Origin of the sequence: Bradyrhizobium sp. Ec3.3 (assembly GCF_000472925.1) — a bacterium.
Classification (GTDB): domain Bacteria; phylum Pseudomonadota; class Alphaproteobacteria; order Rhizobiales; family Xanthobacteraceae; genus Bradyrhizobium.
Genome location: NZ_AXAS01000028.1, coordinates 56,238 through 82,902 on the forward strand (window position 1 = coordinate 56,238; position 26,665 = coordinate 82,902).

General features: G+C 58.0%; 20 protein-coding genes and 3 pseudogenes. 10 read left to right on the plus strand and 13 right to left on the minus strand.

What is annotated here, in order from left to right; translation table 11 throughout:
* The first annotated feature begins 10 nt into the window (after positions 1–10).
* Entirely contained in the window at positions 11–1,045 is a 1,035-nt protein-coding gene (locus tag YUU_RS56580) for an LLM class flavin-dependent oxidoreductase (RefSeq protein WP_084801534.1), read from the plus strand.
* 581 nt (positions 1,046–1,626) lie between these two features.
* On the opposite strand, the gene YUU_RS51615 is transcribed toward YUU_RS56580, so the two are convergent.
* The gene (locus YUU_RS51615) at positions 1,627–2,151 is read right to left on the minus strand and encodes an ImmA/IrrE family metallo-endopeptidase (RefSeq protein WP_198031815.1); all 525 of its coding nucleotides are present in this window, start codon (positions 2,149–2,151) and stop codon (positions 1,627–1,629) included.
* A 98-nt stretch (positions 2,152–2,249) separates the two neighbouring features.
* Here YUU_RS51615 and YUU_RS0124655 point away from each other — a divergent pair, with 98 nt between their 5' ends.
* Complete coding sequence (locus YUU_RS0124655) at positions 2,250–2,438, plus strand: type II toxin-antitoxin system HicA family toxin (protein WP_027524801.1); 189 nt, start codon at positions 2,250–2,252, stop codon at positions 2,436–2,438.
* 46 nt (positions 2,439–2,484) lie between these two features.
* Positions 2,485–2,877 (plus strand): type II toxin-antitoxin system HicB family antitoxin, encoded by a 393-nt coding sequence (locus YUU_RS0124660; RefSeq protein ID WP_027524802.1) that lies wholly within the window; start codon positions 2,485–2,487, stop codon positions 2,875–2,877.
* A 465-nt stretch (positions 2,878–3,342) separates the two neighbouring features.
* Here the strand turns inward: YUU_RS0124660 and YUU_RS56585 are convergent, their stop codons facing one another.
* The 3 genes from YUU_RS56585 to trpD are packed head-to-tail and all read right to left on the minus strand — an operon-like array spanning position 3,343 to position 5,764.
* Positions 3,343–3,918, minus strand: coding sequence for a flavin reductase family protein (locus YUU_RS56585; protein WP_245288081.1), 576 nt, complete (start codon positions 3,916–3,918; stop codon positions 3,343–3,345).
* Complete coding sequence (gene trpC / locus YUU_RS0124670) at positions 3,915–4,742, minus strand: indole-3-glycerol phosphate synthase TrpC (RefSeq protein WP_035663235.1); 828 nt, start codon at positions 4,740–4,742, stop codon at positions 3,915–3,917. Before trpC ends, YUU_RS56585 begins: the two co-directional genes overlap by 4 nt.
* A 5-nt stretch (positions 4,743–4,747) precedes the next feature.
* Positions 4,748–5,764 carry an anthranilate phosphoribosyltransferase gene (gene trpD / locus YUU_RS0124675; protein ID WP_027524805.1) on the minus strand — a complete coding sequence of 339 codons (1,017 nt, stop codon included), beginning with the start codon at positions 5,762–5,764 and terminating at the stop codon, positions 4,748–4,750.
* Between the two features lie 2,554 nt (positions 5,765–8,318).
* On the opposite strand from trpD, the gene YUU_RS56590 reads away from it, so the two are divergent.
* Positions 8,319–8,645: an H-NS family nucleoid-associated regulatory protein gene (locus YUU_RS56590; RefSeq protein ID WP_371260501.1), complete on the plus strand. Its 327-nt coding sequence runs from the start codon at positions 8,319–8,321 to the stop codon at positions 8,643–8,645.
* A 324-nt stretch (positions 8,646–8,969) separates the two neighbouring features.
* Here the strand turns inward: YUU_RS56590 and YUU_RS0124680 are convergent, their stop codons facing one another.
* On the minus strand, positions 8,970–9,623 hold the full coding sequence (locus YUU_RS0124680) for an FkbM family methyltransferase (protein WP_027524806.1): 654 nt from the start codon (positions 9,621–9,623) through the stop codon (positions 8,970–8,972).
* A 290-nt stretch (positions 9,624–9,913) separates the two neighbouring features.
* Positions 9,914–10,309, minus strand: a complete 396-nt coding sequence (locus YUU_RS0124685; RefSeq protein WP_198031817.1) for a response regulator — start codon at positions 10,307–10,309, stop codon at positions 9,914–9,916.
* A gap of 1,460 nt (positions 10,310–11,769) precedes the next feature.
* Between YUU_RS0124685 and YUU_RS58880 the strand changes: the two genes are divergently transcribed.
* On the plus strand, positions 11,770–12,258 hold the full coding sequence (locus YUU_RS58880; RefSeq protein ID WP_156944497.1) for a hypothetical protein: 489 nt from the start codon (positions 11,770–11,772) through the stop codon (positions 12,256–12,258).
* A gap of 932 nt (positions 12,259–13,190) precedes the next feature.
* Here YUU_RS58880 and YUU_RS51625 read toward each other — a convergent pair.
* Together YUU_RS51625 and YUU_RS0124710 are read right to left on the minus strand one after the other, a co-directional pair.
* Positions 13,191–14,438, minus strand: coding sequence for a dicarboxylate/amino acid:cation symporter (locus YUU_RS51625; protein WP_051389876.1), 1,248 nt, complete (start codon positions 14,436–14,438; stop codon positions 13,191–13,193).
* Positions 14,439–14,486: 48 nt separating this feature from the next.
* Positions 14,487–15,341, minus strand: a complete 855-nt coding sequence (locus YUU_RS0124710) for an electron transfer flavoprotein subunit beta/FixA family protein (RefSeq protein ID WP_027524808.1) — start codon at positions 15,339–15,341, stop codon at positions 14,487–14,489.
* Between the two features lie 1,574 nt (positions 15,342–16,915).
* Here YUU_RS0124710 and YUU_RS0124715 point away from each other — a divergent pair.
* Entirely contained in the window at positions 16,916–17,125 is a 210-nt protein-coding gene (locus YUU_RS0124715; RefSeq protein WP_156944498.1) for a hypothetical protein, read from the plus strand.
* A gap of 328 nt (positions 17,126–17,453) precedes the next feature.
* On the opposite strand, the gene YUU_RS51630 is transcribed toward YUU_RS0124715, so the two are convergent.
* The gene (locus YUU_RS51630; RefSeq protein ID WP_198031818.1) at positions 17,454–18,113 is read right to left on the minus strand and encodes a dihydrodipicolinate synthase family protein; all 660 of its coding nucleotides are present in this window, start codon (positions 18,111–18,113) and stop codon (positions 17,454–17,456) included.
* 673 nt (positions 18,114–18,786) lie between these two features.
* Positions 18,787–19,062 (minus strand): annotated as a pseudogene (locus YUU_RS51635) (hypothetical protein); the annotation flags it as partial.
* 72 nt (positions 19,063–19,134) lie between these two features.
* Between YUU_RS51635 and YUU_RS62750 the strand changes: the two are divergent.
* The 3 genes and pseudogenes from YUU_RS62750 (at position 19,135) to YUU_RS51645 (ending at position 22,224) form a co-directional block, all read left to right on the plus strand.
* On the plus strand, positions 19,135–19,362 hold the full coding sequence (locus YUU_RS62750) for a hypothetical protein (protein WP_027524810.1): 228 nt from the start codon (positions 19,135–19,137) through the stop codon (positions 19,360–19,362).
* An 866-nt stretch (positions 19,363–20,228) separates the two neighbouring features.
* A pseudogene (gene gmd, locus YUU_RS51640) lies at positions 20,229–21,313 on the plus strand (GDP-mannose 4,6-dehydratase).
* A pseudogene (locus YUU_RS51645) lies at positions 21,294–22,224 on the plus strand (GDP-L-fucose synthase family protein). The pseudogenes gmd and YUU_RS51645 overlap by 20 nt, the downstream one beginning before the upstream one ends.
* A 307-nt stretch (positions 22,225–22,531) precedes the next feature.
* Here the strand turns inward: YUU_RS51645 and YUU_RS0124750 are convergent.
* Positions 22,532–23,869 carry an IS5 family transposase gene (locus YUU_RS0124750; protein WP_027524811.1) on the minus strand — a complete coding sequence of 446 codons (1,338 nt, stop codon included), beginning with the start codon at positions 23,867–23,869 and terminating at the stop codon, positions 22,532–22,534.
* A gap of 275 nt (positions 23,870–24,144) precedes the next feature.
* Positions 24,145–24,921, minus strand: a complete 777-nt coding sequence (locus YUU_RS0124755; protein ID WP_027524812.1) for a DUF4239 domain-containing protein — start codon at positions 24,919–24,921, stop codon at positions 24,145–24,147.
* 371 nt (positions 24,922–25,292) lie between these two features.
* On the opposite strand from YUU_RS0124755, the gene YUU_RS58895 reads away from it, so the two are divergent.
* Positions 25,293–25,430, plus strand: coding sequence for a hypothetical protein (locus YUU_RS58895; RefSeq protein ID WP_156944499.1), 138 nt, complete (start codon positions 25,293–25,295; stop codon positions 25,428–25,430).
* A 156-nt stretch (positions 25,431–25,586) separates the two neighbouring features.
* Here the strand turns inward: YUU_RS58895 and YUU_RS62755 are convergent, their stop codons facing one another.
* Entirely contained in the window at positions 25,587–26,306 is a 720-nt protein-coding gene (locus YUU_RS62755) for a 4'-phosphopantetheinyl transferase superfamily protein (RefSeq protein WP_084801538.1), read from the minus strand.
* Positions 26,307–26,665: the final 359 nt, after the last annotated feature.

Genomic DNA, 26,665 nt, shown 5'->3' on the forward strand with positions numbered 1-26,665 from the left:
AGGTGGTCAAGTGAAAAATCCCCCTTCTTCAACATTGACGTTCGGCATCTTCGATCACCTGGACGCGAACGGCCGTGATGTCGCCAAACAATATGACGATCGGCTGCTGCTCGCCGAGGCATGCGATCGCCTGGGGTTCTATGCCTATCATCTAGCAGAGCACCATTGCACTCCACATGGCAGAAGTCCTTCGCCGAATCTGTTCTTGTCCAGCGTCGCTCAACGCACAACCAATCTTCGCATCGGCCCGATGGTTATGCTGCTTAGCCTTCATCATCCGCTGCGAGTCTTTGAAGAGGCCTGTATGCTCGATCACTTGAGCGGCGGCAGGCTTGAACTTGGCATCGGACGCGGCTCCCTCCCGGTTGAGTTGGGATATTTCGGCGTCAGTGCAGACGCGGCGCCGGGACGTTATACGGAAGCCAGCGAAATCCTTGTTAAAGCTATGCGAGGCGGCACGCTCTCCTATGAGGGTATCCATTACCAATTGGACGAGGTTCCATTGACGCTGACGCCTCGTCAGTGGCCGCACCCCCCGACTTGGATCGCTGTAAATCAACCCGCTTCGGCAAGCTGGGCCGCGGAAATCGGTGCAAACATCGCGAGCCTTGGGCCCTCATCGTCCGTTCGAAGGGTCACGGACGCATACCGCTCGCATCGAGAGCAACGCTCAGACGCGAATGGTCAGTCGCCGTTTCTTGGCTTGCTACGCATGGTCGTGGCTGGAAGTTCTGAAGCAGATGCTTATTCACTCGCTGCACCTGCTTATGGTCGCTGGCTCGACAGCTTCAAGTTCCTTTATGAACGCAACAACATCCCCACTCCACAAAACCTGCCCTTGACGTTCGATGCAGCAATCGAGAGTGAGTTGTGCGTTGCCGGAACGCCCGCTTCGATACGACAAACACTTCTTAATCATCTGGAAGAGGCAGGTGCCAACTATCTTCTTTGTCAGCTCGCATTTGGGGACCTCTCGCTAGAGGCGTCATTGAACACCGCAACCATCATTCGGTCTGAAGTCGCTAGGGGAGTTGGCCGAACATAAGGCTTGCCGTCCGGCGCTGGGGATCGATAGTTGAGGCGCCGTCTTTTGAGCCTCACAAATGCTGAGCGATGGTGGTCACCTCGCTCGTTGCGCAGCTGCGCTTTGGACCATGGCCTACCCTCCTAACGCTCCTGTCACTCGCCTTTTGGCTGGCTCATTTCTTGCGCTGCTCACGTGTCCATTCTACCGCCTCTGCCCACAACGCTTGAGGAACAACGACAAACGACTCCGATAAAATCGTGTGCTGCGCCTCCTTGAGCTGCACGGTCCTATCCTCCAAACCAGCTCTCGTCATCCATCAGGCTGAACTTGCCCCGGCGGACACCTTCATGGAATGTCACATTGGCGTTCTGAGCCTTCGACACGTCCGAGGAACTTGAGTCGGCCAATGCACCTGGACCGTCCGAGATGCTAGGTACAGCCTCTCGGGCGGCATCCATCTAGTGAAGCACACCGCGCGATGCGAAGTATGTTTGCCGCGTCGCGGATTGCTCACGCGACTTGACTTCTGCGCGGCTTCCCGAGTCTGCTGTCCCTCTCGTTCCTCGCGGCTCGGCCGATGGGGCTTATCGGATGCGAGATTAGGAACGCTTTGTGGCGTGCGGAAACTCTATTACCTCGCCGCTTTCGACGTCGACTGCTTTCAGCGTCTGCCGTTTCGCCGTCGCAAGGCTACGAACCTCGGCCGCAGGTCGAAGGAAGCCTGGCTCTAAGCCCGCGATCTGCTCAATCTCCTTCTCAGGCAAATTCATCGCGGCTTTGATGGCTACCTTGCTTGTCCCGAGCTCAATGACAACCCGCAATCCACGGCGGATTATTCTCGGCCGTTCGATCGGCATCTTAGACGGGCTGTCGAATGGCTCTTGCAATGGGCCACGCCAGCCTCGCCGCGTCAAATTTCGATAGAGAACGCTCTTTTCCTGCTCGTCGATCATGCCCAGGTCGAACGCTCGATAGATCATAGTGGCGATTGACATCCCCCATCGCTTCTTGAGCGCGCAGAAATAGTCCAGCGTCGGACGCGTCACCTCAAAACGAAATGCTTCTCGTGGAAGCAGAAAGGCGCCGGCAAAACGATGAGCCTGCTGCTCAATCTGCTTGTTCAACAACGGATCCCCCCGCGGCGCTCGAGGAACGGAACCTTTCGAATTAGTGTGTATTTATGTGTTGACTCCTTTTAGCTTCGGTGTGTATATATACACATATGAAATCGGCAGGCATTATCAAAGCGCTTAAGGCCGACGGATGGGAACAGGTTGCCCAGAAAGGCAGCCACATTCAATTCAAACACCCGACTAAGAAGGGCCGGGTCACAGTCCCTCACCCCAAGCGGGACATCCCGGTTGGAACGCTAAAGAGCATCGAGAAGCAAGCCGACCTGAAGTTGAAATGACACCGCATAGAGAGGGCCACCGGCCCACCCAAGGAGGGGAACTCACATGCGACACTATATTGCACTGATCCATAAGGACGCGGACAGCGACTATGGTGTTTCGTTTCCCGATCTTCCCGGCGTGATCACCGCTGGCACGGATCTGGACGATGCACGCGCTATGGCTGCGGAAGCCTTGGCCCTACATCTGGAAGGTATGGCAGCAGACGGCCAAGCCGTACCTGAGCCCTCCTCTCTCGAGGATATCATGGCGAACGCTGAGAACAGAGATGGCGTTGCCGTTCTCATTCCAGCGCCTGCGGAAGAGGTGAAGAGTGTGCGCGTCAACGTCACTCTTCCCGCCGACGTTCTGAGTGAGATCGACAACTATGCCGAACAGCATGGCTTCACTCGATCTGGTTTTCTTGCGCAAGCCGCCAAGAAAGCGATGGCGGCCTAACTAAGGCCATATCCGGTTGAAGCTGCATCCGTCTCCGAGTGTCGAATACGTGCGCGGCTTTCCGGCCAATCGCATCTCTACACGCTGGTGCTGTCTCCACAAACCAAAGCGCGCCAGCTGCGCAAAAGATTGTGCACGATTCAATCCCTACCCAGCACAGTCTCAACGAGCTGTCTAACTGGCTGTAAGCCACGTCCCAACCCCGATCGTCCTACGACCAGGTGTTAGGCACCACATCGATAGGAACCAATGCATTGTCCTGGTCAACGACTGTGATTCCGACCAACCTCGAGGGGACGCCGAGCGTACCTCGCAGAACGAGTTTTTGAACCCGCAAAAGTCGAGCAGCCCCATCAACCGGACGCCACTCTCGGGCGAGTATTCTACGATCATAGCCGGCTCCATCGCTTTTTTCCAACCACGAGCTAGCTGCCCGCGTTGATATGCCGCTTGAAAAAGCTGCATTCAATCGTGCGGTAGTGTTCGAAGTTCGCCGCGACAGTTGATAAGTGGATTGCCCTCGCCTGGGCGCACCGCAACGGTTCGGCCGATAAATATTCCGTGCGTGCCAATGACTTGATAGTGGTGCAAAACGCATTCGAGAGCGCAGATTGCGCCTTGCAATAGAGGCACGCCGAGAATTCCCTGATCCCAAGGAGCGGTATCGAACCGTTGGAGACCTTTGGCGCCATCTCGGCCGGCGAACCGCAGAGCGATGTCGTGATGATCAATAGCAAGAAGGCTCACGCCAAAACTGCCGTTCGCAAGTATCGCATCGTGAGTCCCGGAACTGTTATTGATGCCGACCAGCAAACAAGGGGGCTCTATGCAAACCGAGGTGATAGAACTGACCGTTAAACCACGCCGTTCAAGTGCCGTTCCTGTCGCCACGATCGCAACACCGCCGGCCAGATTTCGCATGGCTTGGCGAGCGTGTTGCACACTGACGCGTGTTCCCGATCTACCGATCATGCGAAAACTGCCGCTTTCAGCGTGGATATGAGTGTGGCGCATCAGCTGATTGGAGACTTTGCGGGTCATTGGTTCGCCCAGGTCGCTGCCGCCTGGTTTGGTGAAAGCAGAGCGCGAGTTGCTGCTGTCAAGTCAGACTGACGCATGAGATTTTCGCCCACAAGGAAGGTCGAGATGCCGGCTCGCGAGAGCCGCGTCAGATCAGTGAACGCGCAGATGCCGCTTTCACTGACGATCAGACGATCCTTCGGGACGAGTGGCGCCAGGGTTTCACTTGTCTTAAGGTTTGTCACGAACGTGCGCAGGTTGCGGTTATTGATGCCAATCATCTGCGAGCGAAGCTTGAGGGCGCGATCGAGCTCTGCGCGGTCATGGACCTCGATCAAGACGTCCATGCCGTACGTTAAGGCCGCAGCCTCGAGGTCGCGGGCAGCCCCGTCGTCCAGCGCGGCCATAATCAGCAGAATGCAGTCGGCGCCATGGGCGCGAGCCTCGATCACCTGATAAGTGTCGAAAATGAAGTCCTTGCGCAAGACCGGCAGGTTTGTGGCCGCGCGCGCCGTGTCCATATAATCAAGGTCACCCATGAAAGATGGTTTGTCCGTCAAGACCGAGAGGCAGGCGGCGCCTCCTGCTTCATACGATCTGGCAAGCGACGGCGGATGAAAGTCAGAGCGAATGAGCCCCCTCGACGGCGACGCTCTCTTGAGCTCGGCGATGAGGGCATAGCTACCTGAAGCGCGCTTCTTGTTGATTGCGCTGACAAAGCTGCGCGGAGAAGGCGCACGCCGTGCGCGCGCGTCGAGCTCAGCACGCGGAAGCTCGCGTCTGGCAGCTGCGATCTCTTCGCGCTTATATGTCTCGATCTTCGTCAGAATGTCGGATTCGATCATGTCGTCTATTTGGCGTTGGAAATTGCAACCAGATGCTTCAAGCGGGCGGCGGCGGCGCCACTATCAAGTGATGCCCGCGCGACGGCCACGCCCTCCTTCAACGTTGTGGCCCGACCGGCTACTATAATGGCCGCTGCTGCGTTCAGGAGAGCAACATCCCGATATGGGCCTCGCATGCCCTCCAGCACGCTCTGCAGTGCAATCGCGTTCGCATCGGGATCTCCGCCCTTCAGTTCCTCCTTTCCGCAGAGAGGGAGCCCGGCTTCTTCCGGCGTCATCTCGAAGCTGCGAATCTCGCCCTTCTCCAGCGCGGCGACAGAGGTGGGGCCGGTGAGCGTGATCTCGTCAAGTCCATCGCAGCCGTGCACCACCCACACCGATTCAGCACCGAGGCTCTTGGAGACCTCCGCTAGAGGCTTCACCCATCGGCGCGAGAACACCCCGATCATCTGCCGCTTGACGCCGGCAGGATTGCAGAGCGGTCCGAGGAGATTAAAGATTGTGCGGGTCGCGAGTTCGACCCGGGTCGCGTTCACGTTTTTCATTGCCGGATGATGGGTCGGCGCAAACATGAACCCGATCCCCGCATCCCGGACACAGCGGGCGACATCATCTGGCTCCAAATCGATTTTCACTCCAAGCGATGCCAGCACATCGGCGGAGCCTGAGCGTGAGGACAACGCGCGGTTTCCGTGCTTGGCGACAGGAATGCCGGCGCCCGCGACAATGAAAGAGGCGCATGTCGAGACGTTGACCGAGCCGGAACCATCACCGCCTGTGCCCGCAATGTCGATGGAATCGGGCGGTACATTGACCGGTCGCATTCTGCCGCGCATTGCGGAAACCGCGCCGGCAATTTCTTCCACTGTCTCGCCGCGCACCCTCAGCGCTAGCAACAACCCGCCCATCTGCGCGGGCGTCGCCTTGCCCGACAGCATAATGTCGAACGCCACGGCCATTTCCTGGTGGCCCAAGGGGACGCCGCTGGCAACTTTGCCCATGATTACCTTTAGATCCATCACGCACTCTCGAGCCAGACGGAATTGTTGGTAGCGCTTTCGGCTCGCGCACGAGCGGCCCCGTCGATCGACGCGGCGATTTCCCAATGCGGCCTGCCGCCCTGTTGAGAGACACCGCCGGCGGCTGTTTGCTCAGGGCGCATTGGATGCCTTCCTTTTCGCTTTTGGTCAGTTCGGGACTTCGGCTGAGGCAGGACGAGTTAAGTCAAGACGATAAGAGTTTCGGTGCCATTATGGCTTTCTGCCTGTCCGATGCCGCTTGGGCTGCCACCACGGCCGCCGCAAATATCGTCGGTGCCGTCCAACGCAACGCGCGAAGTCTGCAAGATGCTTCAGATCTCGTTTCAACCAAACCCGCCACCTTCACCTTGGCATTCGCGCGCACTGACAAGCGCAGCCTGCTCCATTGGAGGACCTCGATTTGGCTACGATCTTCTGGAAACCTACAACTTGACACTGCGACAGCTTCAAGCCATTTCAGCAAACGAGGAGGCAAAAACGCTTGCAAGCGTGGACTCGCGCTAAAAGCGGGAGGCGATCAGTCTGGCTAACATTTGCTACACTGCTCACCCTCGACGTCCCTTCTTCAGGACTCGACCCTTCTGATACGATGTGATTCGTTACGGCGTCGACTGGAATGCCCGGATGTCGCTTGAACTTTCCGCAGTTGTGCCGCCAGTCGCTGTCTGCGCCTGGCGACCACGCCTGCCCGCACACGGCACCTTGCTCAATAACTCTGTCGCGAGAGCGTTGAGCAGCAACACGTGCCACCAAACACAGCGATCCCGCATGCCCAGCCACCGGGGATGGTTCGGCGCAGTTGGCCCAGGAGCGCGCGACGCAACCGGCGAGGGCCGAGGATGCCAATTCTCGAGACGAAATGCGCTTGCGGAACCGCCCTAGTCTTAAATCGTTCAGCGCATAGTTTTGACGCTCAAGTGAGAAGACGCATGAGCGTGTGTGAAAGCGATCGACTTTTCAAATCTAACGACACTTCCTTTCTCACTACGTCCTGCGTCGATCTCGTTCTGTGCCGGGTTTAACGCCACGGCCTTTAGAAGATACCCCCGCCGGTGCACTCGGCGGGGGCCCCGCAGGTGGATGACGCGAGGCTCGCGAACGAGGTGTCGCATCAAGGACCCGCACTCATTGAACGCCCTTGCCACCGGCAAGCTGGACTTCATTGTCCGTGCCGGCCCTTAGCGTCCATAATCGCTTATTGTCGGGAGATTTGTGCCGATGACCTGAAACCGCTCCACCTGCTGTGTCCAATAAAGCGCAAGCCTGCACATCTTCCGTAATCCGCTTCGGTTCCCCTGTCTTTTTGGGTTCCGGCTTGATCACACATCAGAACGCTCTGCGCTTAGGCATTTCTATGGGACGTTCCGTAACGCGGGAGATCGGCCGAAGGTAAGCCGCGTGCAAACGATAGCGCTCACGCCGCTTGTGAGAGCGCCATGCGCGCACGGCGTACCCAACTCCGAAGCCAACAAACAAAATCGGAAGCAGCACTAGAAATATCATCATCGAGAAGTCTCAGCTTGCAGAGCGGTTGCGCTTTTTCGAATGAGCGGCGAGGACATCATGACCGGCCCTTTATTCCTTGTTCGTATTGAAGCCACTCTGCGACCATACAACTTGACGCGACGTCCGATTCAAGCCCTGTGAGACTCTCGCCCGGAACGATATTTTGCCGCAGAAACCGTAGCCGACACAGATTCACTCAAGGTCCGTATTTTCTCGACAAACTTGCGGTTGGTGGAACGGCCCATGCGGGAACGCTCGTCTCTCGCCAGCCGCGCTATGGGAAACGAGCGCCGAGTCACCCGAAAGCATTGACTAGACCGTCAGATCAACTCGCTATGGATTTATCACGATAGGCACCTGAAACGCGGTGCTGTCTTGATAATTTGGCGCGGCATGCGGAGATGGTGCGGCTCTTCGAGTCAGAAAGGAGAGCCCTGCCTGTTGCGGTCGCTCCTGCAGGTTGGCGCAGGGTTGACCGATTCCTCAGAACTCCTAGATGGAGGCTCCTCTCGACTGCAATCCGAAGGCTGCGAAATGAAGGTCAAAGAGCTTATCGAGCTTCTGTCAGGATGTGAGCAAGATGCTGATGTCATCATTCCGGACTCGTCTTCGCCACGCGAGGCTTTCGCAGTGGTGAAAGCCGTCCAGACTGGATGGATTTATAATCCCCGGCTTGCGGTCGAGGATATGTCATTTTGGATAGACGGTGTCGACCATGTTGAACCGCCGCGCGGTAGCTATATAGCTCGTGGAGTGAGGTTGCTCGGTCCGAGATGTGGACCAGTCCTGGCAATCCAATAGATTGCCCAGAAAGAAGCAACTAATGTCGTTGATACTCTAGCCATCGATTGGCTTCGTTGTTCTCCGACAACGCTGTAGGGCCGGCTCCCAGGCTCTTCTGCGGCCTTAGCGAGCTCATTCGTTTCGCTCCTCGAAAATCGCGCCTTGTCTATTACTTCGCGCGCGACTATTTAATGCGATGAAATTTCGAGCATGGCAGATCGCAATGAAGCTGAATGACCTGAAGTCAATGAGTGTCGACGAGTTGTGGAGTCTCCACGAGAAGGTGTCCGCAGCTCTAGCTCAACGGATTGCGGCGGAAAAGGTCAGACTAGAGGAGCGGCTGCGAACCATCGGAAGGGCCGATAAGCTCGCCCGGCCAGGTCGTGAGCGTCGGCCCTACCCGCCTGTGCGGCCAAAGTATAGAAATCCGAAGAACCCGGAGCAAACTTGGTCGGGGCGCGGGAAACCACCGCGATGGCTCAGCCCGCAACTTCGTGCCGGCCGGAAGTTGGATGATTTCCTTATCGACCGATCTGCTCGTAAGCGTCGCCACAAGGCCTCACAAGCCGGTTAGCAATGCTTGCTTCGATCTATGCGGCTATGGGCCCAATTAACTCTGAACGACTACGGTTTTCTTCCTGCCTATGTCGCAAAAGCTCAATATCCCGGCCTCGCCAGGAGTCTCGGCTCCCAGCTCGCCCACTTCCCGGTTACCGATCGTGCAACTCGAAAGAACAACCGCGTGCGGCAAGCGCCTAGGGCATGAATCTTCCATGCCCTTCAACTACCGGCGACGGGTACCGCGCCACGGATCTCGAACAAGCCTATCTCGACTGCTGGCGCATCTGTTCGGGTTCGGCCGAAGCACCTCGGGCAGTAAAGAAATGCAGAGGCCGAGCTAACAGCTCGTATTCCTGAGCAATACATCACCCTCCACTGCGCGGGGATAGACCGTTACCACTTCGAATGATGGCAAGAGATCAAGGATGGCCCGCAATGACAGCTGCCCTTCGTAAAGCTCTCGGTCGCTATATTCCGTGTAGATGAAGCGCGTATTGCTCAAGGTCCGTCTGCCGCCAGCGATGACATCGGACTCCGCTCCCTGAACATCCATCCAGATCAAATCAATCTTGTTCAGGTTAACTTCGCTGCTCCAGTCATCCAGCCTTCGCGTTTCAACGGAGATCGGATGATCGAATCGAACCCAATCATACTCGGCAAGATGATTCTTTGGCCGGCGTATTGAGCCCGAGAGGTCCCATCCCTCCGCCTCTCCATCTCCATTACTTGGATGAAATTCAATATTCCCGTTTCGATCGCTAATCGCGTACTCAAACAGCCTTGCATTCTTGACGTCCTGCATGTTCCTCTTAAAGCGAACCAACGCTCGCGGGTCAGGTTCAAAGCAGTAGAACTGTGCTTCGGGGCGAAGCTGGAGAAAACGTCTCGCATCGGTTCCGTCATAAGAGCCGATGTCCAAGATAACGGGGCTTTGACTTTCCAGAAGTGAAACGATCTGGTGATGAACTTCCAAAGGGTTAGGGTCTAGCATGCGCTTTAGGCCTCTCGCACGGATCGCTTTTGAGCTTCGGTCGACTTCTTTGAACTAGGGCAGTATTTCGGTTGAATGTCTGAACTCCTTAATGCACATGCGGCGCCTGCCATGCGATGATATCAACCGAGCTCTGGTGGCTTGAGTTGACCGTCTTATGCTTTGGAAGGCAGGCTTGTTGCCGAGAAACGATTTAACTTCGGCGTGATTCGAACTCGTATCCGATTTGCGGCCAGGAGCCGACTCCGGTGGTTACGCACGAAGAGGTCGCCAAGCCGGGTCCGATCAAATCAAGGGGCCCTCCGAAGCGTCGTCCGGTCTTTGAGGGTCGCTTTGATGCACGCGAGCAGCTCGCCATTGATGAATGACTTGCGCAGGAAATGCGGCACGCCGGCTTTCAGCGCGCGAGCTCGATTGTCGTCGTCGAGTTCAGCCAAAAGTAGTATGGTGGGAATTTCGTTTCCGGACGCGACGAGCAGCTCATGCAAGTCTAGCCCATTCGTGCTCGGCAGCTGCACGTCCGCGATCAAGCAAGACGTGCTGATGCAACGCTTTGAATTCAGGAAGTCATGTGCACTGTGGAACAGATATGGGACGCAGCCCGCTGAAATCAGCATATTCAATAATGGTTCGTACACCGCCAGATCGTCACACACGACCGAGATGATATCGAGCGTGTGGGCCATTCGCACCAGATCTAACAGGGACCTTTTCTGAACCTTCGGCGCAACTTGACCGCACTGCACACGATCCTTTTGAAGAAGCATCAGACACCTACACTCGACAGCTCTCGCCTTCGTCGCGAGGCTAAGGTGACATCGAGGCGTGCCTCAAGTGTACGGTGGTAGGTAGCCCACATCGAAGAGGTTGGAAGACCTATACGAAGGTTTGCTGACGTCGCCGACCACAGGGCTCCGACAATACTTGGTGCGAGTCGGCGAATACACGTTACTGAAATTGGCATCCGCCCACGATGCTCAACGCAGACTTGAGACTTCCTCTCGCGCCTAAACATCCTGATACGCCCTGACGTCTCTCCGGACCGGTCTTTTTTATCCGCCGTTCCCGGCAGTTCGTAAAATCAATTGTATCGATATAACATATCCGAACAATGGATGGGTTTTCTTGTATCGGGGCAATGCGGGCGAATGACCAGGAGGGAAGGACCGCTCCGCACACTAGGTTATGGACCATGGGCGGAGTTTTTAGACCCTCAAAATGGATCGATGGCCGGTCAATTGCATTCGGCCGGCGGATCGGCGCGCAGCCCGTTATCCTTCACGAGTAGGATGTGCTTCTCCTTGATCGTGCGAGCTCCAGTTTGAGGCGGGTCCAATCGGTCAGTGTCACTTGACCCGTATTTGTGCAGCCAGTGTGGCCGCTTCAGATGGGCCAATCCCGACTATACCGACGAACCCCGAGGGCGGCATCGGAATCTGCTGGCTAGTCGGCCTCCAGAGATGCAGACAGTAACGGCTGTTGTTCACGTATTCGGACTGGGGCGGATGAAGCTGCATCACGCACTCTTCCTCGTCCCAAAAGAGATCCTTGACGAAGCACATCTCCTGCCAATTCGGACAACGCCGCGGGGTCGAGACGGAGACATGCTCCCAACGCGGACGGAGCAATCCAATGATTTTTAGTTTGCAGCCGCAGGGTCCCTGCACAAAGAAGAGACCGCAAGGACCTGATCCTGGTGCGCTGGCGAATTGTCCATATCGCACGCGACCAGCTTCGAGCTGGTCCAAAATCTGCGCTCTCATGCTACCTCCTTTGCCACGCAGATACATCGGATCTGATGTAGATCACGTTCTGCTCGAACCTTCTTCGTTCCAGACTGGCACTGCTGTGCAATGCAAGACTGCCCCCTCTACTGTCACGACCTACGGGCGCATGTCGCTAGGTGCCCTGCCCTCGATGAAGCGGCACCGCTCCCCCGATTGACGAGACGACCACTTCCCGATCCGTTCACGTTCTGCATCGATGAGATGCGCCATTGTGTCCTTACGGACAGATCGGCGCTGCGTGGGCGCGTCTCAACCTGGTGCGAGGAACGATCGCGCTGAAGATGGAAGCGCCCCAAGCCCAGCGCCTTTGAACGCTACAACTCGCGGCAGTCCCCCGTGGCTCGATCGCCTGATCCACTTTGCAGAACACGACCTCGATTCGAGCCTATCAGGCGCGCATGAAGCAAAGCGTTAGTTTAGTCATAACTGACCACGCACCGAGCTCCATTGCTCGTTCGGTACAAGTCACCAGCGCTTCGTCGTTTGAAACGAGCGGCGGCATCTTTACGGCCTTTGGCTTCGACAAGACCATATGTTCACCGGCGAGAGACAACCCTGTCGTTATTTGGCCCGACGGCGGTATCGATGTTATTCAATACAGGCCTCATGCTGCCAATCGCCGACGTCGCCAAGCAGGGAAGACGGACAACTGGATGCGCCGCCCTCCCTCAAGGCTGCCCTCTCCTGCATTGCCGGCCATGAGCAAGCGCCTCGAAACGCGCGTTGGGACCAATGGCAATCCTGACATCGCTCCTCCTCCTTTCGTCGCGCATTCGACTGGAACGTTCCGCACACGCGTTGACCTCGCAGCCAGCCCACTCTTCTCGATGGCCGATTACATCGACTGACGTGTCGCCGTAAGCTTGCTCACGATTGTCGCTAGTCCTACAACCTGACGCTACGTTAGATTCAAGTCATTCCAACAGCGCAGCCAAGCCTTATTTGTCCACCGGCCAGCAACGCACTCTGTTGTCGGCGACATTTGCCGCTCAACAAGATGGTAGCGATTGATGAAACTGGCAGATAAAAGAGCAGCTTCGGTGCGGCGTTAAACCGCCAGGCGCTCGGAGAGGGATTGCCAATTCCGGCCATGAACTCTGCTAAGCAGTTGGCGCGAGTTAAAGAAGGGGACTAGTCATGCAAGCGCGGCGAGCCTGGACCATCAAATCCCTAACACATCGAGATGCGGACATCGAACGACTTCAGGCTCAGCTGAACGAACTGAACCAACGCCTGAACGAACTTAGATGTCCCGTTCTAGATCGGTCGAATGTAGCGGCTATTCGGGCAAAAGCACTTACGCTATCTCGGGAAATTGACGAGATTCGTTGCTCGACGAGCGGGATTGACGCGTTAACAGAACTTCTCCGGAGATAGTCTGGGCTCGTTGCGGCGTCGTAGCAAGGCGGTTCTGCCACGGCGAAGACTCGATCCGGCCACCTCCACATGCCCCTTCGGCCTGTTCGCCAGCTCGCGTCCGATGTTCGCGAGTCCCCAACCAAAATCTGTCCATGGTTTGACCGTGAAGTCCCCTGGCATCTCGTTCTGGCGCAAAAAAATTGGACCGGCGGGTCGCTCTCCGCTCAAGCCTCCTTCGGCAATAGTTACATTAATGCGCAAACCCAACGACGGGTCTCGACGTGCCGCTGCTACTCCTTCCACCAGCGGCGCAGAGATTAGCCTCGCTGCCGAGCCAGCACCAGCTGGTCCCTATCGCACTGCATCCAAGGCGTCAGGCCTGCATAGTTTGCCGTAGTTCTCTGATACTTGTCCGATCGATTTAGCGGCAGACCCGCCCACTGAGCTCCTTGCGGTCGAGTTCGCCTTCCCACCAGGCGACGACCACGCAGGCGACGCCGTTGCCGCAGAGGTTGGTCAGCGCGCGGCATTCGCTCATGAACTTGTCGATGCCGAGCACGATCGCCATGCCCGGCACGAGCCGTGGATCGACCACCGCCAGCGTCGCGGCGAGCGTGATGAAGCCCGCACCGGTGATGCCGGAGGCGCCTTTCGAGGTCAGCATCGCCACCACCAGGATAGTGAGCTGTTGGCCCAAGGTGAGATCGAAGCCGAGCGCCTGCGCGATGAACAGGCTCGCCAGCGTCATGTAGATGTTGGTGCCGTCGAGGTTAAACGAGTAGCCCGTGGGCACCACAAGGCCGACCACGGACTTCGAGCAGCCGAGCCGCTCGAGCTTCTCCATCAAGGACGGCAGCGCGCTTTCCGACGACGAGGTGCCGAGCACGATCAACAGCTCGTCCTTGATGTAGGCGAGGAACTGGAAGATCGAGAAGCCGGCAAGACGCGCGATGGTTCCAAGCACGATGAACACGAACAGCGCAGCGGTGGCGTAGAACGTCGCGATCAGCCCGATCAGGTTGAGGATCGCGCCGGTGCCGAACGTGCCGATGGTATAGGCCATCGCGCCGAACGCGCCGATCGGCGCTGCGCGCATCACGATCGCGATGACGCCGAACACGGCATGGGCGGCATCGTCGATGAAGTTGCGGATTGCGTGGCCGCGCTCGCCGAGCCCCATGATGGCGAAGCCAAACAGCACAGAGAACAGCAGAACCTGGAGGATCTCACCTTGCGCAAACGCGCCGACCACGGTGTCCGGGATGATGTGCAGGATGAAGTCAACGGTCTTCTGTCCCTCAGCATGCTTGGCGTAGTTGACGACCGCCTTTGCGTTCGCCGCTGCGCTACCGAAGCCCGCACCCGGGCGAACCAGATTGCCGACGACGAGCCCGATCACGAGCGCAAACGTCGAAACGATCTCGAAATAGACCAGGGCCTTGACGCCGATGCGGCCGACCTTCTTGGCGTCCTGGATGTGGGCGATGCCCGAGACAACGGTACAGAAGATGATCGGGGCGATCACCATCTTGATCAGCTTGACGAAGCCGTCGCCCATCGCCTTGATCCAGTCGTTGGTGGCGAGCGAGGGCCACAGCCAGCCGACGACGGTGCCCATGACAATGGCGATCAGCACCTGGGCGTATAGAATCTTGTACCAAGGCTTCATGGGTAGCACCACGGCGCGACAATAGCGGGAGATTTCAACGGCTCATCGCTACGGCTTCAGATCAGAAGCGCGCGCCAGGGCTGCAAGTTCAGTTTCTAGCTTTGGCCGGTGCTTAAAGATCGCGTCGATCAACGCCGGTACAGGCTGCTCGGCGTCCTCCACCAGCATTGCTCTCTCGGCGCGCTTGGAGGGGGCGAAGACACGCTTAACGATAGTCGGCGAGCCTTTAAGGCCGCATTTCGAGATATCTGCAACGCCTGCGTCCTGCGCGTTCCATTTGACGATGTCGGTGCGTGCCGCACGCAACGCATCCATCATGCTCCCTCGCCGAATCTCGTTTGTCGCCTCTAGCATGGTAATGAGACATGGCAGCTTTGTGCGCAACACCTGCACACCGCCTTCCGAGCGTCGCTCAACCTCGATCGCGCGCGATGCCAGATCCAGGCTCGTGATCCCGGCGACATAAGTGAGTTGCACCACTCCGAGCCGTTTGGCAATGCCAGGCCCAACCTGTGCGGTATCACCATCGATCGTCTGCTTGCCGGCAAAGATGAGGTCGGGTGGCCCATACTCCTCTCCGATTTTGCGAATGGCCGTTGCCAGCGCGTAAGTGGTCGCAAGCGTGTCGGCCCCCGCGAAAACACGATCGGTGAGCAACACCGCACGATCTGCACCGAACGTCAGTGCCTTTCGCAGCGAGTCTTCGGCGGCTATCGGCCCCATGGTGAGAACAGTGACCTCGCCGCCAAGCCTGTCGCGCAGCTCCAGCGCGGCCTCGAGCGCGAACAAGTCGTAAGGATTGACGATCGTCGGTACGCCCTGGCGCATGATGGTGTTGGTCACGGGATGCACGCGAATCTGCGTGGAGTCCGGAACCTGCTTTATACAGACGACGTTGTGCATCGGCGATCTCTCCAAAGACTGCAGGGAATTGAATTGAAACGGCAAGTCTCATGCCTTTGAACGGACTTCCAAACTAGGACGTCGATGTAGGGATGTGTCGTAGTCACCGAGGACGACGGCCGGTGTCTTAAGCTCAGCAATTCCGACGGCACGTCGCAGATAGGACAATGTTTTTCGCAAGTTCCGGCTGCATACGACAAAGCGATGCTGCGATTCGTGAAGACATTCCATACGCGTATCCTCCGGGCGCCCTTGAGCTTAGGCGGTGTCATTGCGAATTGCCGCCAGGTCGATGGGAGTTCCTGGCTGAGAACGACGGGGCGGGCCTGACGCACGAGCAGGGGCGCACCTGGCCCGCCCCTACATCACCAGGCTGGGTGGCGATGCTACGTTGAACAAAGCAAGCAACGTGCCGCAATCGAGAACGGTGCTTGCACAAGCAATTCGCACGAGCACCTTCCAAGGAAGGGCTACCGAACATCAAATCATTCGAAATGTCAGCAACGCAACAATTGGTTGCTTCGCGAGCCGTCGCGATGGGCTGGCGATAGTCCGCAATCATAGTGATCCTCTGCTTTTTGTTTTTCATCAGAGGCGTCTTTCGGCGTTTGGACTTACCTGGGGTATCCTCGATCACCGAAAGAGATTTGTGCGAGCTGGAGGCACGCGTTCTAAACGTGATTCGTAAGTGGCGGGCCCGGACTGCCTAGCAATCCGAGCCCATAGCCTCAGCAATCCGGCAAGTCGGTTGTTCGGCTACAAATACAACGTTGATGGAGACGCTCGGAAAACGCATTGATGTCGCTCAAGAGATCCGTATCGGAAAGTTCGGTCGCGCAACTCGCATGTGTGAATAGCGGCCGACTTGAGATCGCACAACCTGATGCCATCCAAGATTCAAGACTCCTTATACGCCGGGGGTTGAACCGTACGTAGCGTCAGGTTGTAGGGATAGTTCAACGGCGCTGCTTTCTTTTGAAAAGAGGTCCTGCGACCTCCGACTTTGTGCCTACGCTAGCGGTGCACTTTCGTAGACGCCGGAAAACCCATGATGGTGGGCAGAGTTAAACGGATCTTGGCTTGCTCGACAGGACTGAGTTGCTTGCAGAGTTGGACGTTCAATAGCCCTGTCGGGTGGACGCTCGCGTGATCGCCTTTAAACCAACAGGATATATCATGGCACGATTTGCGCGCCCCGCTGAACGGAGCGCCTATGGAAGGCATTGATTTGTTTGTCTTGGTCATGGCAGGGATGACCTTGGGAGGATTGGCTGCCGCCATCGCACGCGAAGGGTCTGAGCGCGAGTTTTGCTGGTGGAAGCATCTCGCATTGTGGGCTGCCGCAATCGCGCTGCTCTGCATTATCGCCCATAAGATAGTTGAGGCCGAGGCCAACCGCGGCGTCGAATTTGACAGTATAAGTCCAGGCACGACGCTGCCGCTAGCCGCCAGCCCTTCCCGAGACAGCAGTTATGGGCCTCCATCCACGCAGAGTGCGACAAGCTGGCGAGGAGGGTCGCCGCCGCCAGATCTTCACGAGCGTCAAATCCCATGCCGCGAGGCTTGGTGCCCTGATGATTGATCTGAAGGATCTCTGTGAGCTCAACGCGACGGCCGTGCAGGACCGGGCATCGAACAACCGCACAGTCCGATATAAACTCAAACTTGATGTTCCTTTCCCCAGGGGGAGCATCGTCCCCTCTGCCGCTCGGCGTGCGCCGAAAGGTTTGCGTCTCGGCCAGAACAGGCTTGACGTGACCACCGCTGCGGTCCTGCATCACTGATGCGACCGAACTGTCGTCAGCCTCAGCCGCCCCTTTGCGCGCATCAGCGAAGCCGGCACGACTGCTCTATAACACAGATCGCCCGGCAATGGCGCTGCCACGCGCGTAACCACATACAGTACGGGCAGGAACGGCTAATCGCAGCGGCTTTCCCTGACACGAGGTCTATGGCCGGTGAACTGGTCCATGAGAGTGTGTCAACGACCAGATCGCTCGCATATTGTATCTCTTCACGATCATGGTGCGAACACGAACTCGGAGAACACTGATATTCGCATCGATCTGCCGGGAAGTGCGATGGCCCCCGTTGATCCGTCTCTTTGAGCGGCTACGCCGCATTGGGTGCTTTCTTGTCGAGCAACCCGGCCTCGATCAGCGCCTGTTCAATACCCATGATCTCCGAGGGATCGAGCTTCACCAAGGGCGGCCGCACCACTGCGCGCGGCAATCTGCCGAGCAGTACCAGAGCTTCTTTCATGCGGTTGTGCATATCGACGAACGGATCGGCGTAGAACACGCGCGTCAACGGCTCGATACGATCATTGAGCCGCTTGGCCTCGGCGAGATCGTTGCCCTGCACGGCACGGTATAGGCGCACTTGCAATTCCGCGATAACGCTTCCGGAGCCCGATAGCAATCCATTGCAGCCGAGCACCAGCGAAGAGAACAGCCAGGCGCTGTGGGTCGTAAGCACGTTCACAGATCGCGGCAGATTTTGCAGCGTGCGCACGTGCCACTCATGATGCGGCACGTTGCCGACCCAGTCCTTGATGGCGCAAACGGTCGGCACCTCCTCGCACAGCTTCAGCAGGGCGTCCTTCGGATAGGTTTGACCAGTTGCGAGCGGATATTGGAACACGATCAGCGACAGGTCGGTCGCATCAGCGATGCACTTGAAATGAGAGAGAGCCATTTGCGGGGTCTGGCCGAGGCTGAACGCCGCCGGCGGGAACACCAGGAGCGCGGAGGCGCCGCCTAGCGTTGCCATGCGGGCCACGCGCGCCGCCTCGAGGCTGCCATTCGCCCAGATGCCGGTGGATCAGCGGCAGCTTGGCTCCGATGTCGTCCTGCGCGATCTCTAGCACACGGCGCTGCTCGTCGAAACTGCAGGATACGACCTCGCTCGAATGAGCGTTGACGGTGATGGCGGAAAGACCTTCGACGGAGCTCACGTCTCGAAGGTGCTTGCGGAAGCTCCGCCTCGTCAACGGCCTGATTGTTGTCAAACGGTAGCAGGACCGCCGGGATCACGCCGTGCGGAACATAGTTCACGTGCCGGGGCATAGCTCGTCTCCTGTCAGTCGGTCATCCGGAAATCGCGGGCAAAGCGCGCGAACCCAGAATACAGAAACGAACGCTGAACGTGTATGTCTGCATTTTCCGGGTTTGCCGTCTTCGAGGGATGATGAACATTTCGCCATCGCCTTGACCTGGCGCGCTGACTGAGCCGACTTCTCCGATAGTCGATCGGCGGCGACGCGCACCATGCGCGCTTCTGGAGGATCTTTCACGACCGTTGCCAGATCTGACCTGAAATTCCGATCGCGCCGAGGACCTGAGCGGCGAAACATCGCACTTCGGCGCGGCGCAGCGTGACATCACCGGCAGGGATCAATTGATCAATCGTCCGCTTCGCGTTGCTCGGAAGCAGATGCGCTCGTCTTTGACGGCGCCTCCGCGCCAACCTGGCGCGCTTCCATCAGATCGAGGAGGGTGCGACCCTTTTCTGTGATGCGCCAGCCACCATTTAGCCGTTCAACGAGCTTCTGCGAAAAAATGTCGAGGTTCGGGACACGGGCGGCCATTCTCTTGGTGCGCTCGGCCCAGTCTCGACCACTCGTCGCTAGAATGGCCATGTCGCGTTTGAGCTCCGCCATCGGCGCGAAACCGTCCGGGTAGCTCACAAGGATCTTAAGAACGGTAACCTGGAAATTCACCTGCGTGGGAGATCATATTGTCCGCGCCTACCGCCACATGGTCGGTGCATCGCGAAGTGCTTCGAGGCCAATTTGTTTGAGGCGGTCGGGTATCGTTTCACCTCTGGTGGCGGCTTCCAGAAGCTTAGCGGCAACATGCGCGCGGACGCCAGTTTCGTAGCGCGAAATGCGCGCGCAGACCTCCTCGAGGACCGCGCGCAGAAGCTCGGCGGTAGCCGTATCCACCATTTGGAGATCTCCCGCGTGCTCGACATGAGGAAGATAATACGGATCGCGCGTTCCGAAATTCAAGTGGGATGAATGACCTAGCTTCCACCATGCTTTCTGCGCCCTTGTCGCAACGCCACCGGGCGGGTTGCCCTTCGTTGTTCGATTGCGGCGGCTCGGCTTCGATCGCACTTGTCGCCGCATCTACTCTCACTTGAGTTTTCGGAGTTCTGCTTCGGCGCGGCGCTCGAGCTCCTTTACTTGGCGGCCATTTCTATCCGGCACTCCACGCCAGCCTGCGCCCTGTCGAAGTCCAACACAGTCCTACGAGCAGGCTCATCTTCGCTTGGAGTCCAAGCACAATGTCTGGCTCTGGCATCCGCGCGGCGGTAGAGATGGCCAGTCATGCCGTCACCTGCCGAATTGAGAATGTGCTTTAGCTTGTGCTTCTTCAGCGATTCCCAGACAATCGGCGCGTGAAAAAGGTTAGAGCTTGCAGTGCATGGTAGCCAGCTTTCGAGTTTGATGAGTGCAACGAGTTCGTACTTCGGCGCACAAATTCCGCGTCTGGTTGCAATTTTCGACGGATTTCACTTGTTTCGCTCACGGTGCTCTCACGATTTGCATCTATCTTTGCTTGCTCGAAGATTGTGCCACCCGAATAACAGGATGACGAGCCTGCGATTGCAGATAAGGGGTTGAAGCTGGGTTTGAGGCCTTTAGCCGCCTCGGGACGCCTTTGGCGTAGATGCTCTGAACGTCATCACGGCGCCGGAAAACCGAGGAGCAGGCGAAAACTTCGTAAAATCAATGCCGTAAACGTCTATTGTCCTTAGGCATTCATTTCTTTATCACCGTGGATGGTTTTGAGGGCTTGAACAGAGCTTCCGTCGGGGTACGGGCGGAGGGTGACTGAGGGGCACGTAAAACCGATCGGTTCGTTTGCACCAGGGTAGAATTTGACAAGTCAGAACTCTCAACGGCGGGTCGCTTTGATTACCGGCGTGACCGGGCAGGATGGCGCCTATCTCTCCGAATATCTATTATCGCTCGGCTATGTCGTGCATGGCATCAAGCGACGGTCCTCTTCCTTCAATACCGCGCGCGTCGATCATCTCTATCAGGACCGGCATGCCGGGAATGTGCCGTTTCTGATGCACTACGGCGACATGACCGACTCGACCAATCTGATCCGCTTGATCCAGCAGATCCGACCGACCGAGATCTACAACCTTGCCGCCCAGAGCCATGTCGGCGTGAGCTTTGAAAGCCCAGAATATACTGCAAACGCCGAAGCGATCGGCGTGCTGCGCCTGCTCGAGGCGATCCGGATCCTTGGCCTGGAGAAAGAGACACGCTTCTACAGGCTTCTACTTCCGAGCTTTACGGCCTGGTTCAGGAAGTCCCCCAGAAGGAGACCACGCCGTTCTATCCGTGCTCGCCCTATGGTGTGGCCAAACTGTACGGCTACTGGATCACGGTGAACTATCGCGAAGCCTACGGCATATTCGCAAGTAACGGCATCCTCTTCAATCACGAGAGCCCAGTCCGCGGCGAGACCTTTGTTACCCGTAAGATCACCCGCGCCGTCGCCCGCATTGAGGTCGGTCTTGAGGAGACGCTCTACCTCGGCAACCTCGAAGCCAAGCGCGACTGGGGGCATGCACGCGACTATATCGAGGGCATGTACATGATTTTGCAGGCGGACCAGCCCGATGATTTCGTGCTCGCGACCGGCGAGACGCGGTCGGTGCGCGAGATGGTCCAGCTTGCATTTGCCGAGATCGGCCGCCGCATCGAGTGGCGCAGCAAGGGCGTCGATGACTCTGGTGTTGACGCGAAGAGCGGTAAGACCGTGGTTCGAATCGATCCGACCTATTTCCGTCCGACAGAGGTTGATCTTCTCATTGGGGATGCCAGCAAAGCGCGCGAGCAGCTCGGCTGGAAGCCGAAGCGCAGCTTTGCGCAGCTCGTGCAGGAGATGGTGGCAAGCGATCTAGACGAGGCGAAGCGGGAGGCCGCCGGTGGCCGCCACACCGTTTGAGCTGAAAGGGAAATCCGTCTATGTCGCCGGCCATCGCGGTATGGTCGGGGCCGCGCTCATGCGGCGCCTTGTGCAGGAAAATGCGCGCCTCGCCATCTTGGAGCGAAGCGAGGTCGATCTGCGCGACCAGGCTCAGGTGTTCGACTGATTCGCCAAGGCACGGCCACAGGTCGTGTTCTTGGCTGCCGCCAAGGTCGGCGGCATCGTCGCAAATGATACACTGCGCGCCGAGTTCATCTACGACAACATTGCGATCGCCGCGAATCTGATCTACGCCGCTCATCTCAATGATGTCGAGAAGCTGATGTTCCTGGGCTCCTCGTGCATTTATCCAAAACTTGCTCCCCAGCCGCTGCGCGAGGATATGGTGCTGACCGGTCCGCTCGAGCCGACCAATGAGCCCTATGCAATCGCCAAGATCGCCGGCATCAAGATGGTGGAAGCCTATCGCAGTCAGTACGGAAGCGACTTCATCAGCGTGATGCCAAGCAACCTGTACGGCCCCCGCGACAACTACCACCCCGAATATAGCCACGTCGTCGCAGCCCTGATCCGCCGCTTTCACGAAGCCAAAGTCGCTGATAAAAGAAGCGTCGTGGTGTGGGCACGGGCGCGCCACGCCGTGAATTCCTCTATGTCGACGACATGGCGGATGCCTGCGTGCATCTGATGAAGACCTATTCGGGGGCCGATCTCGTCAAGACATCACCATCGGCGAGTTCGCCCGCGTCGTTGCCGACATTGTCGGCTATCGAGGTGAAATCACTTTCGACACCTCGCGTCCCGACGGTCCCCCCCGTAAGTTGCTCGACGTCAGCCGACTCGCAAAGCTGGGCTGGCGCGCGAAAACCTCCCTGAAAGATGGCATCCAGCAAGCTTACCAAGCCTTTCTGACATCAGGCAACGACTGAAGAAGATTGCCCGGCTACAAAGCCCCGTCCACGGCGAGACTTTGTCGCCCGTCAGATCACCCGCGCCGTCGGCCGCATTGAGGCCGGCCTGGAGGATTCGCTCCATCTCGACAAGCTCGATGCCAGCCGCGACTGAGGGCGTGCACGAGATCATGTAAGACAAGCACGTGATCCTGCAGGCCGACAAGTCCCGGGACCGGCGAGCCACGGTCAGTGTGCGAGATGGTCGAGTTCGCGTTTGCCGAGGTCGGCTTCGAATGGCGCGGCAAAGGCGTCGAAGAAACTGGCATCGATACCAAGTCGCTCGTTAAGAAGCCGGATTGAGCTTTGCGGGACAGGCGAGCGTTCGCCATAGGAACAGGCGCAAGAATTCCCTGAACCAGGCGAGGATGCGGCGCAAGTTGTGGCCAACGGCTGAGAGGATGACGTTGGCGGCATCGCCGGCACGGCCTTTGAGGTAACAGCGGCCGAGATGACCTTCTGCTTTCATGTGTCCGATGATGGGCTCGATGGCGGAGCGGCGGCGCAGCTCGCGCTTGATGACGCCGAAGACGCCGCGTTTCTGGCCGGAGATGAAGACGCGACGTGGATTTTGAGCGTCATGGCCGCGGTACCCCTTGTCGACATAGGCTCGCTCGATCGGACAGCCAGTGAGTGTCTCGGTGCGGTCGATGACGCCGCGCAAGGTGTGACCGTCGTACGGGTTGTCTGGCATCGCGCTGGCGTGCAGCACGAACAGGCCGCCGGGGGCCCGGCGGTTGTTGGTGACGATGGAGGCCTTCACGCCGAATTCATAGGGCGCGGCGGCCTTGCCTTTGCCGATGCATTCCACCTCCGGGGCATGAAAAGAATAAAGTTTCCAGCCGCGCTGGCGCTGCTGTTGCGAGCGGATCTGGCTGGCTCGGCCAAGCGGGAGTGCGAACGCCTCCTCCAGTGCCGGCTCGTCCTCGATCTTGCGACGGATGTCGCGGATGATCCGGCCCAGCCGGCTGCGCAGGATACGCAACTGCCGCTGATGCCGCCCGAATTGTTTGGCATGAGCGTAGCGACCCGCCATCATCGCGGCTGCCTTGGCCACGCGAGAATAGGATTGCCGCAGCCTGACGCCGTGCTGTCTCGCCAGGCGGTTGAGACCCCTGATGGCCGCATGCAAGAGCTTGGCATCAGTCGGAAAGGTGATGGCCTTCGGTTGCACCGTGGTGTCGACCGTGACGCGCTTGAGGTCCTGGCCGCGTAACGCGCCGGCCGCGTGCGCCACCCGCAGGCTCTCGGCCAGCAGCAGCTCCAGCTTGTCGCCGAGCCGCTTGCGCCAATGGCTCAGGTCCGAGCGCTCGTGCGGGAAGGTGTGCTGGAAGAACTCTTCGCCGGTGAGGAACTGGAAATACGGATCGTGGACCCAGCGCTCGCACACCCCCTCATCGGACAGCCCGTAAATGTGCTTGAGCAGCAGCAGCCCGATCATGAAGCGGGTCTCGATCCCGGGCCGGCCGTTCTCGCTGTAGAGCGGAGCGATCTCGCCGTCGATCCAGTCCCAATCGACCTTGCCAGCCAGCAGAACCAGCTCGTGCTTCATGTTGATGATCTGGTCCAGCCGCGCCCGGAACAGGTCATTCGATCCCGTGGTCTTGTGCTTCTTCGGCCGCATCGTCTTCTCCGATGCACCACAGAATCATGGCCCGCAGCAAAAGAAAATCCAAAAACCAATTTGCAGGGTTTGGAAGCCTCAAGCCCCAAATCCCTGCAATCTCAAACGCCTCAAAAACCCGAAAACAGACTCCCGCTCAATCGCTTAGAGCCTTGTTCACGGCCGACTACCAAGAGCTATAAGGCCGTTGAGCTCGCCATAACGTCGGTAAGACCATCTCCCGGTTGCATCAATGCCGGAGTGGTTTGCATTCATTGCAAGAAGCTGATGCATCCTCATTCCGCTGCAATTTTGGTGAGCTCTGCCAGTGGTCCCGGTTCTACTCGGATATCACCGGAAAAAGGACGCTCTTGCAGGCCAATGAGTCCCAGCGCTATCACAACGGCGATTGAGAACACGGTTAATGCCGTAATTTGCGCACCGACCTTCTTCAGGTGCACCAATCCGATCGATATTTGGGTGACCACGCCAAGGATGAGGACGAGAATCCATTTGGCATCGATGGTGCGGTCGGAAGCCAAGGCGAGCCGTTCGGAACGCGCGCTGCCCGCTCCGACTGCGGCATTTAACAAGGCTGTCTGCACTGCCCCGCCCGCTACTTGAGCGATCTGCGGATCGCTCACTTCTCGCAGCAAGGCGTCATAGGCGGGACCAGGCGAATGGGCCTTCTGGTCCTTCGCCATCGCCGGCCACTCGTCCTCCACGAGGGCGGCGACGTATTTCGCAACCACTGAGCGGAGGCTGGCCATGTCCGAGACGGAAGCGTGACTAATGGCATAGATGTTGCGCAGCTCCGCCGCCTCTGACTGCACCGCGCGGGCCGCTTGACGGTTGCGATCGGTTATATCATTGGCCAGAAATCCGGTCAGGAACGCAAACAACACTCCGACCGTTCCGAAAAACGGAGCGACCACGCCTTCTACGCGGCGCATCGGCACAACCGTTGCAGGGCTGAAACTCGCGATCACAATGACAGCGCCGGTCGTTGCGTAAAGAGTGATGAGGACAGCGAATAATTCAAATATCGGAAGGTCCAGCCAAGCTTTGATCATTGGGTTAGCCGATCCTCTGATGCAAGGCGCAGGCTCCGATTGAAGCATATGAGCATTCAGCGCCCGATAGTGCATTGCCAGCGAAAGCACAACTCTGGGCCCGCGCTGGAACGGTCCAGGGATTGAGTTCGTTCGCTTAAGGATCATAATTCTCTCAGACCTTTTTCATGGCTTTTGCAAGGGCCAACTCTGGGCAAGAGATTACCTCGCTGCGACATTTGGTCCGCATGGTACAGCCCGCCTACGTGATGCCTTATGTCCACCCGAACAAGACGGATGCCGCGGATCCAGAAGCGGCTTGTGAGCTGGCCGCCGGCCGACAACGGCCGAACAACAAGCCGCGGGCATGAATTGCCGACGCGGAAATGCTGATGAGGCAGCGCAGCCTGATTTTCATGCGTGTCGACAAGGTCGAATTGGACAATGTGGCAGGCACCGCAAAGCCGCTGGCGATTCTTCGGAACGAAAACGACGACAGACTCCGTGGTGCCGCCCGCTACGCCCGCTGAACAGATAGAGCTGCTTATACGTTCAGGCGCGAAAATAACCCGGTCAATGCCCCTTCCTCCTCGACGTCTGACGTGAATGCAGGACGACCATCATCGTCTGCAGCGGCAGGCCGCCGAATCGACTGTGTAGCGGGCACCAATGCCTGCCGGATCAACTCATTTCCATGCGAATGCCCCGGGCAAGCTTTGCAAGCTTCGTAGCGCTACACTCCCGGCCTCGAAATCGCACCGCCAATGCAAGGATGCCTCCGAGAAACGGGAGATAAATTCCATTGATAGTGCGACTGCCGAAACTCGTAGGTTTTTCTGGATTGATGATCTCCGCCTCGAACAACCCACTCTGGTCACCTGCCCTGCATCTTGAAAATCGAGGAATTCACCGGTTTCTGGCGAATAGGACTTGTATACAGCTTCCTTGATGACGAAGATTAGTTTCGGGCCAAGGCGATTGCTGGACCATTCCCGACGCTGTAGTTCCGCGGGGGTGCATATGATTGGCAGAAGGTCGGCTCCGAGCGGCTCTTCATCTTCGATGTCTAATCCCAGAGCGAGGACGTTCCTTGAGCGTCCCGCAACGGCGCCACAGTCGGATGAAGAGTGGGAAATGCTCCCGACGACTCCAAGAGGCCAAAGAGGAGCCCGATCACTTCTAGACAAAATCGGAACAGGAGTGAAGCCGAGGCGACGCAATGCCTCGTGAGCGTGATGCCGCCCCCAAGCGAATTCACGCCGACGGCGCAGGGCTACGTTTCCCAACATTTTCGCTTCAAGGGGAAACAGAGGGGGAGCGGGATCATATATTGGTCCGCCCGAAAAGCTGATATCGTGCGCCAAAGCTGCGCCGATGGCGGCTCCTAACGTCGTGAGCGCTTTCATAGATGTGACAAGCCCCTTCTCTCGCGGTCGTGCGCCTGAGACGACGTCAATAGCATTCGGTCATTTCGCTGAAAGCTGGCACGCGCTTTGTGTGCTCGTGGGGCGATATGCGATCCGAAGTTCCTTTTCTTGAGGAAGCGCAACAGCTGCACTCGTTGCGAGCGGTGGGGAAATGTACCGCATGTTTTTGCGCCGCGGCTTTAGATCGTTCTCGGCTACGTGGCGCGGTTACGCCCCAGCTGCGCGAATGGTTCGAGGCCGAGCCGAGGCGAGCCAGGCAGCGAACTCCTTCTCAAATTAGATTGACCCAAGGGATCACGCGGTGCCAATCTCGGCTGGCTCGCAGGTCCGGCTCGGCG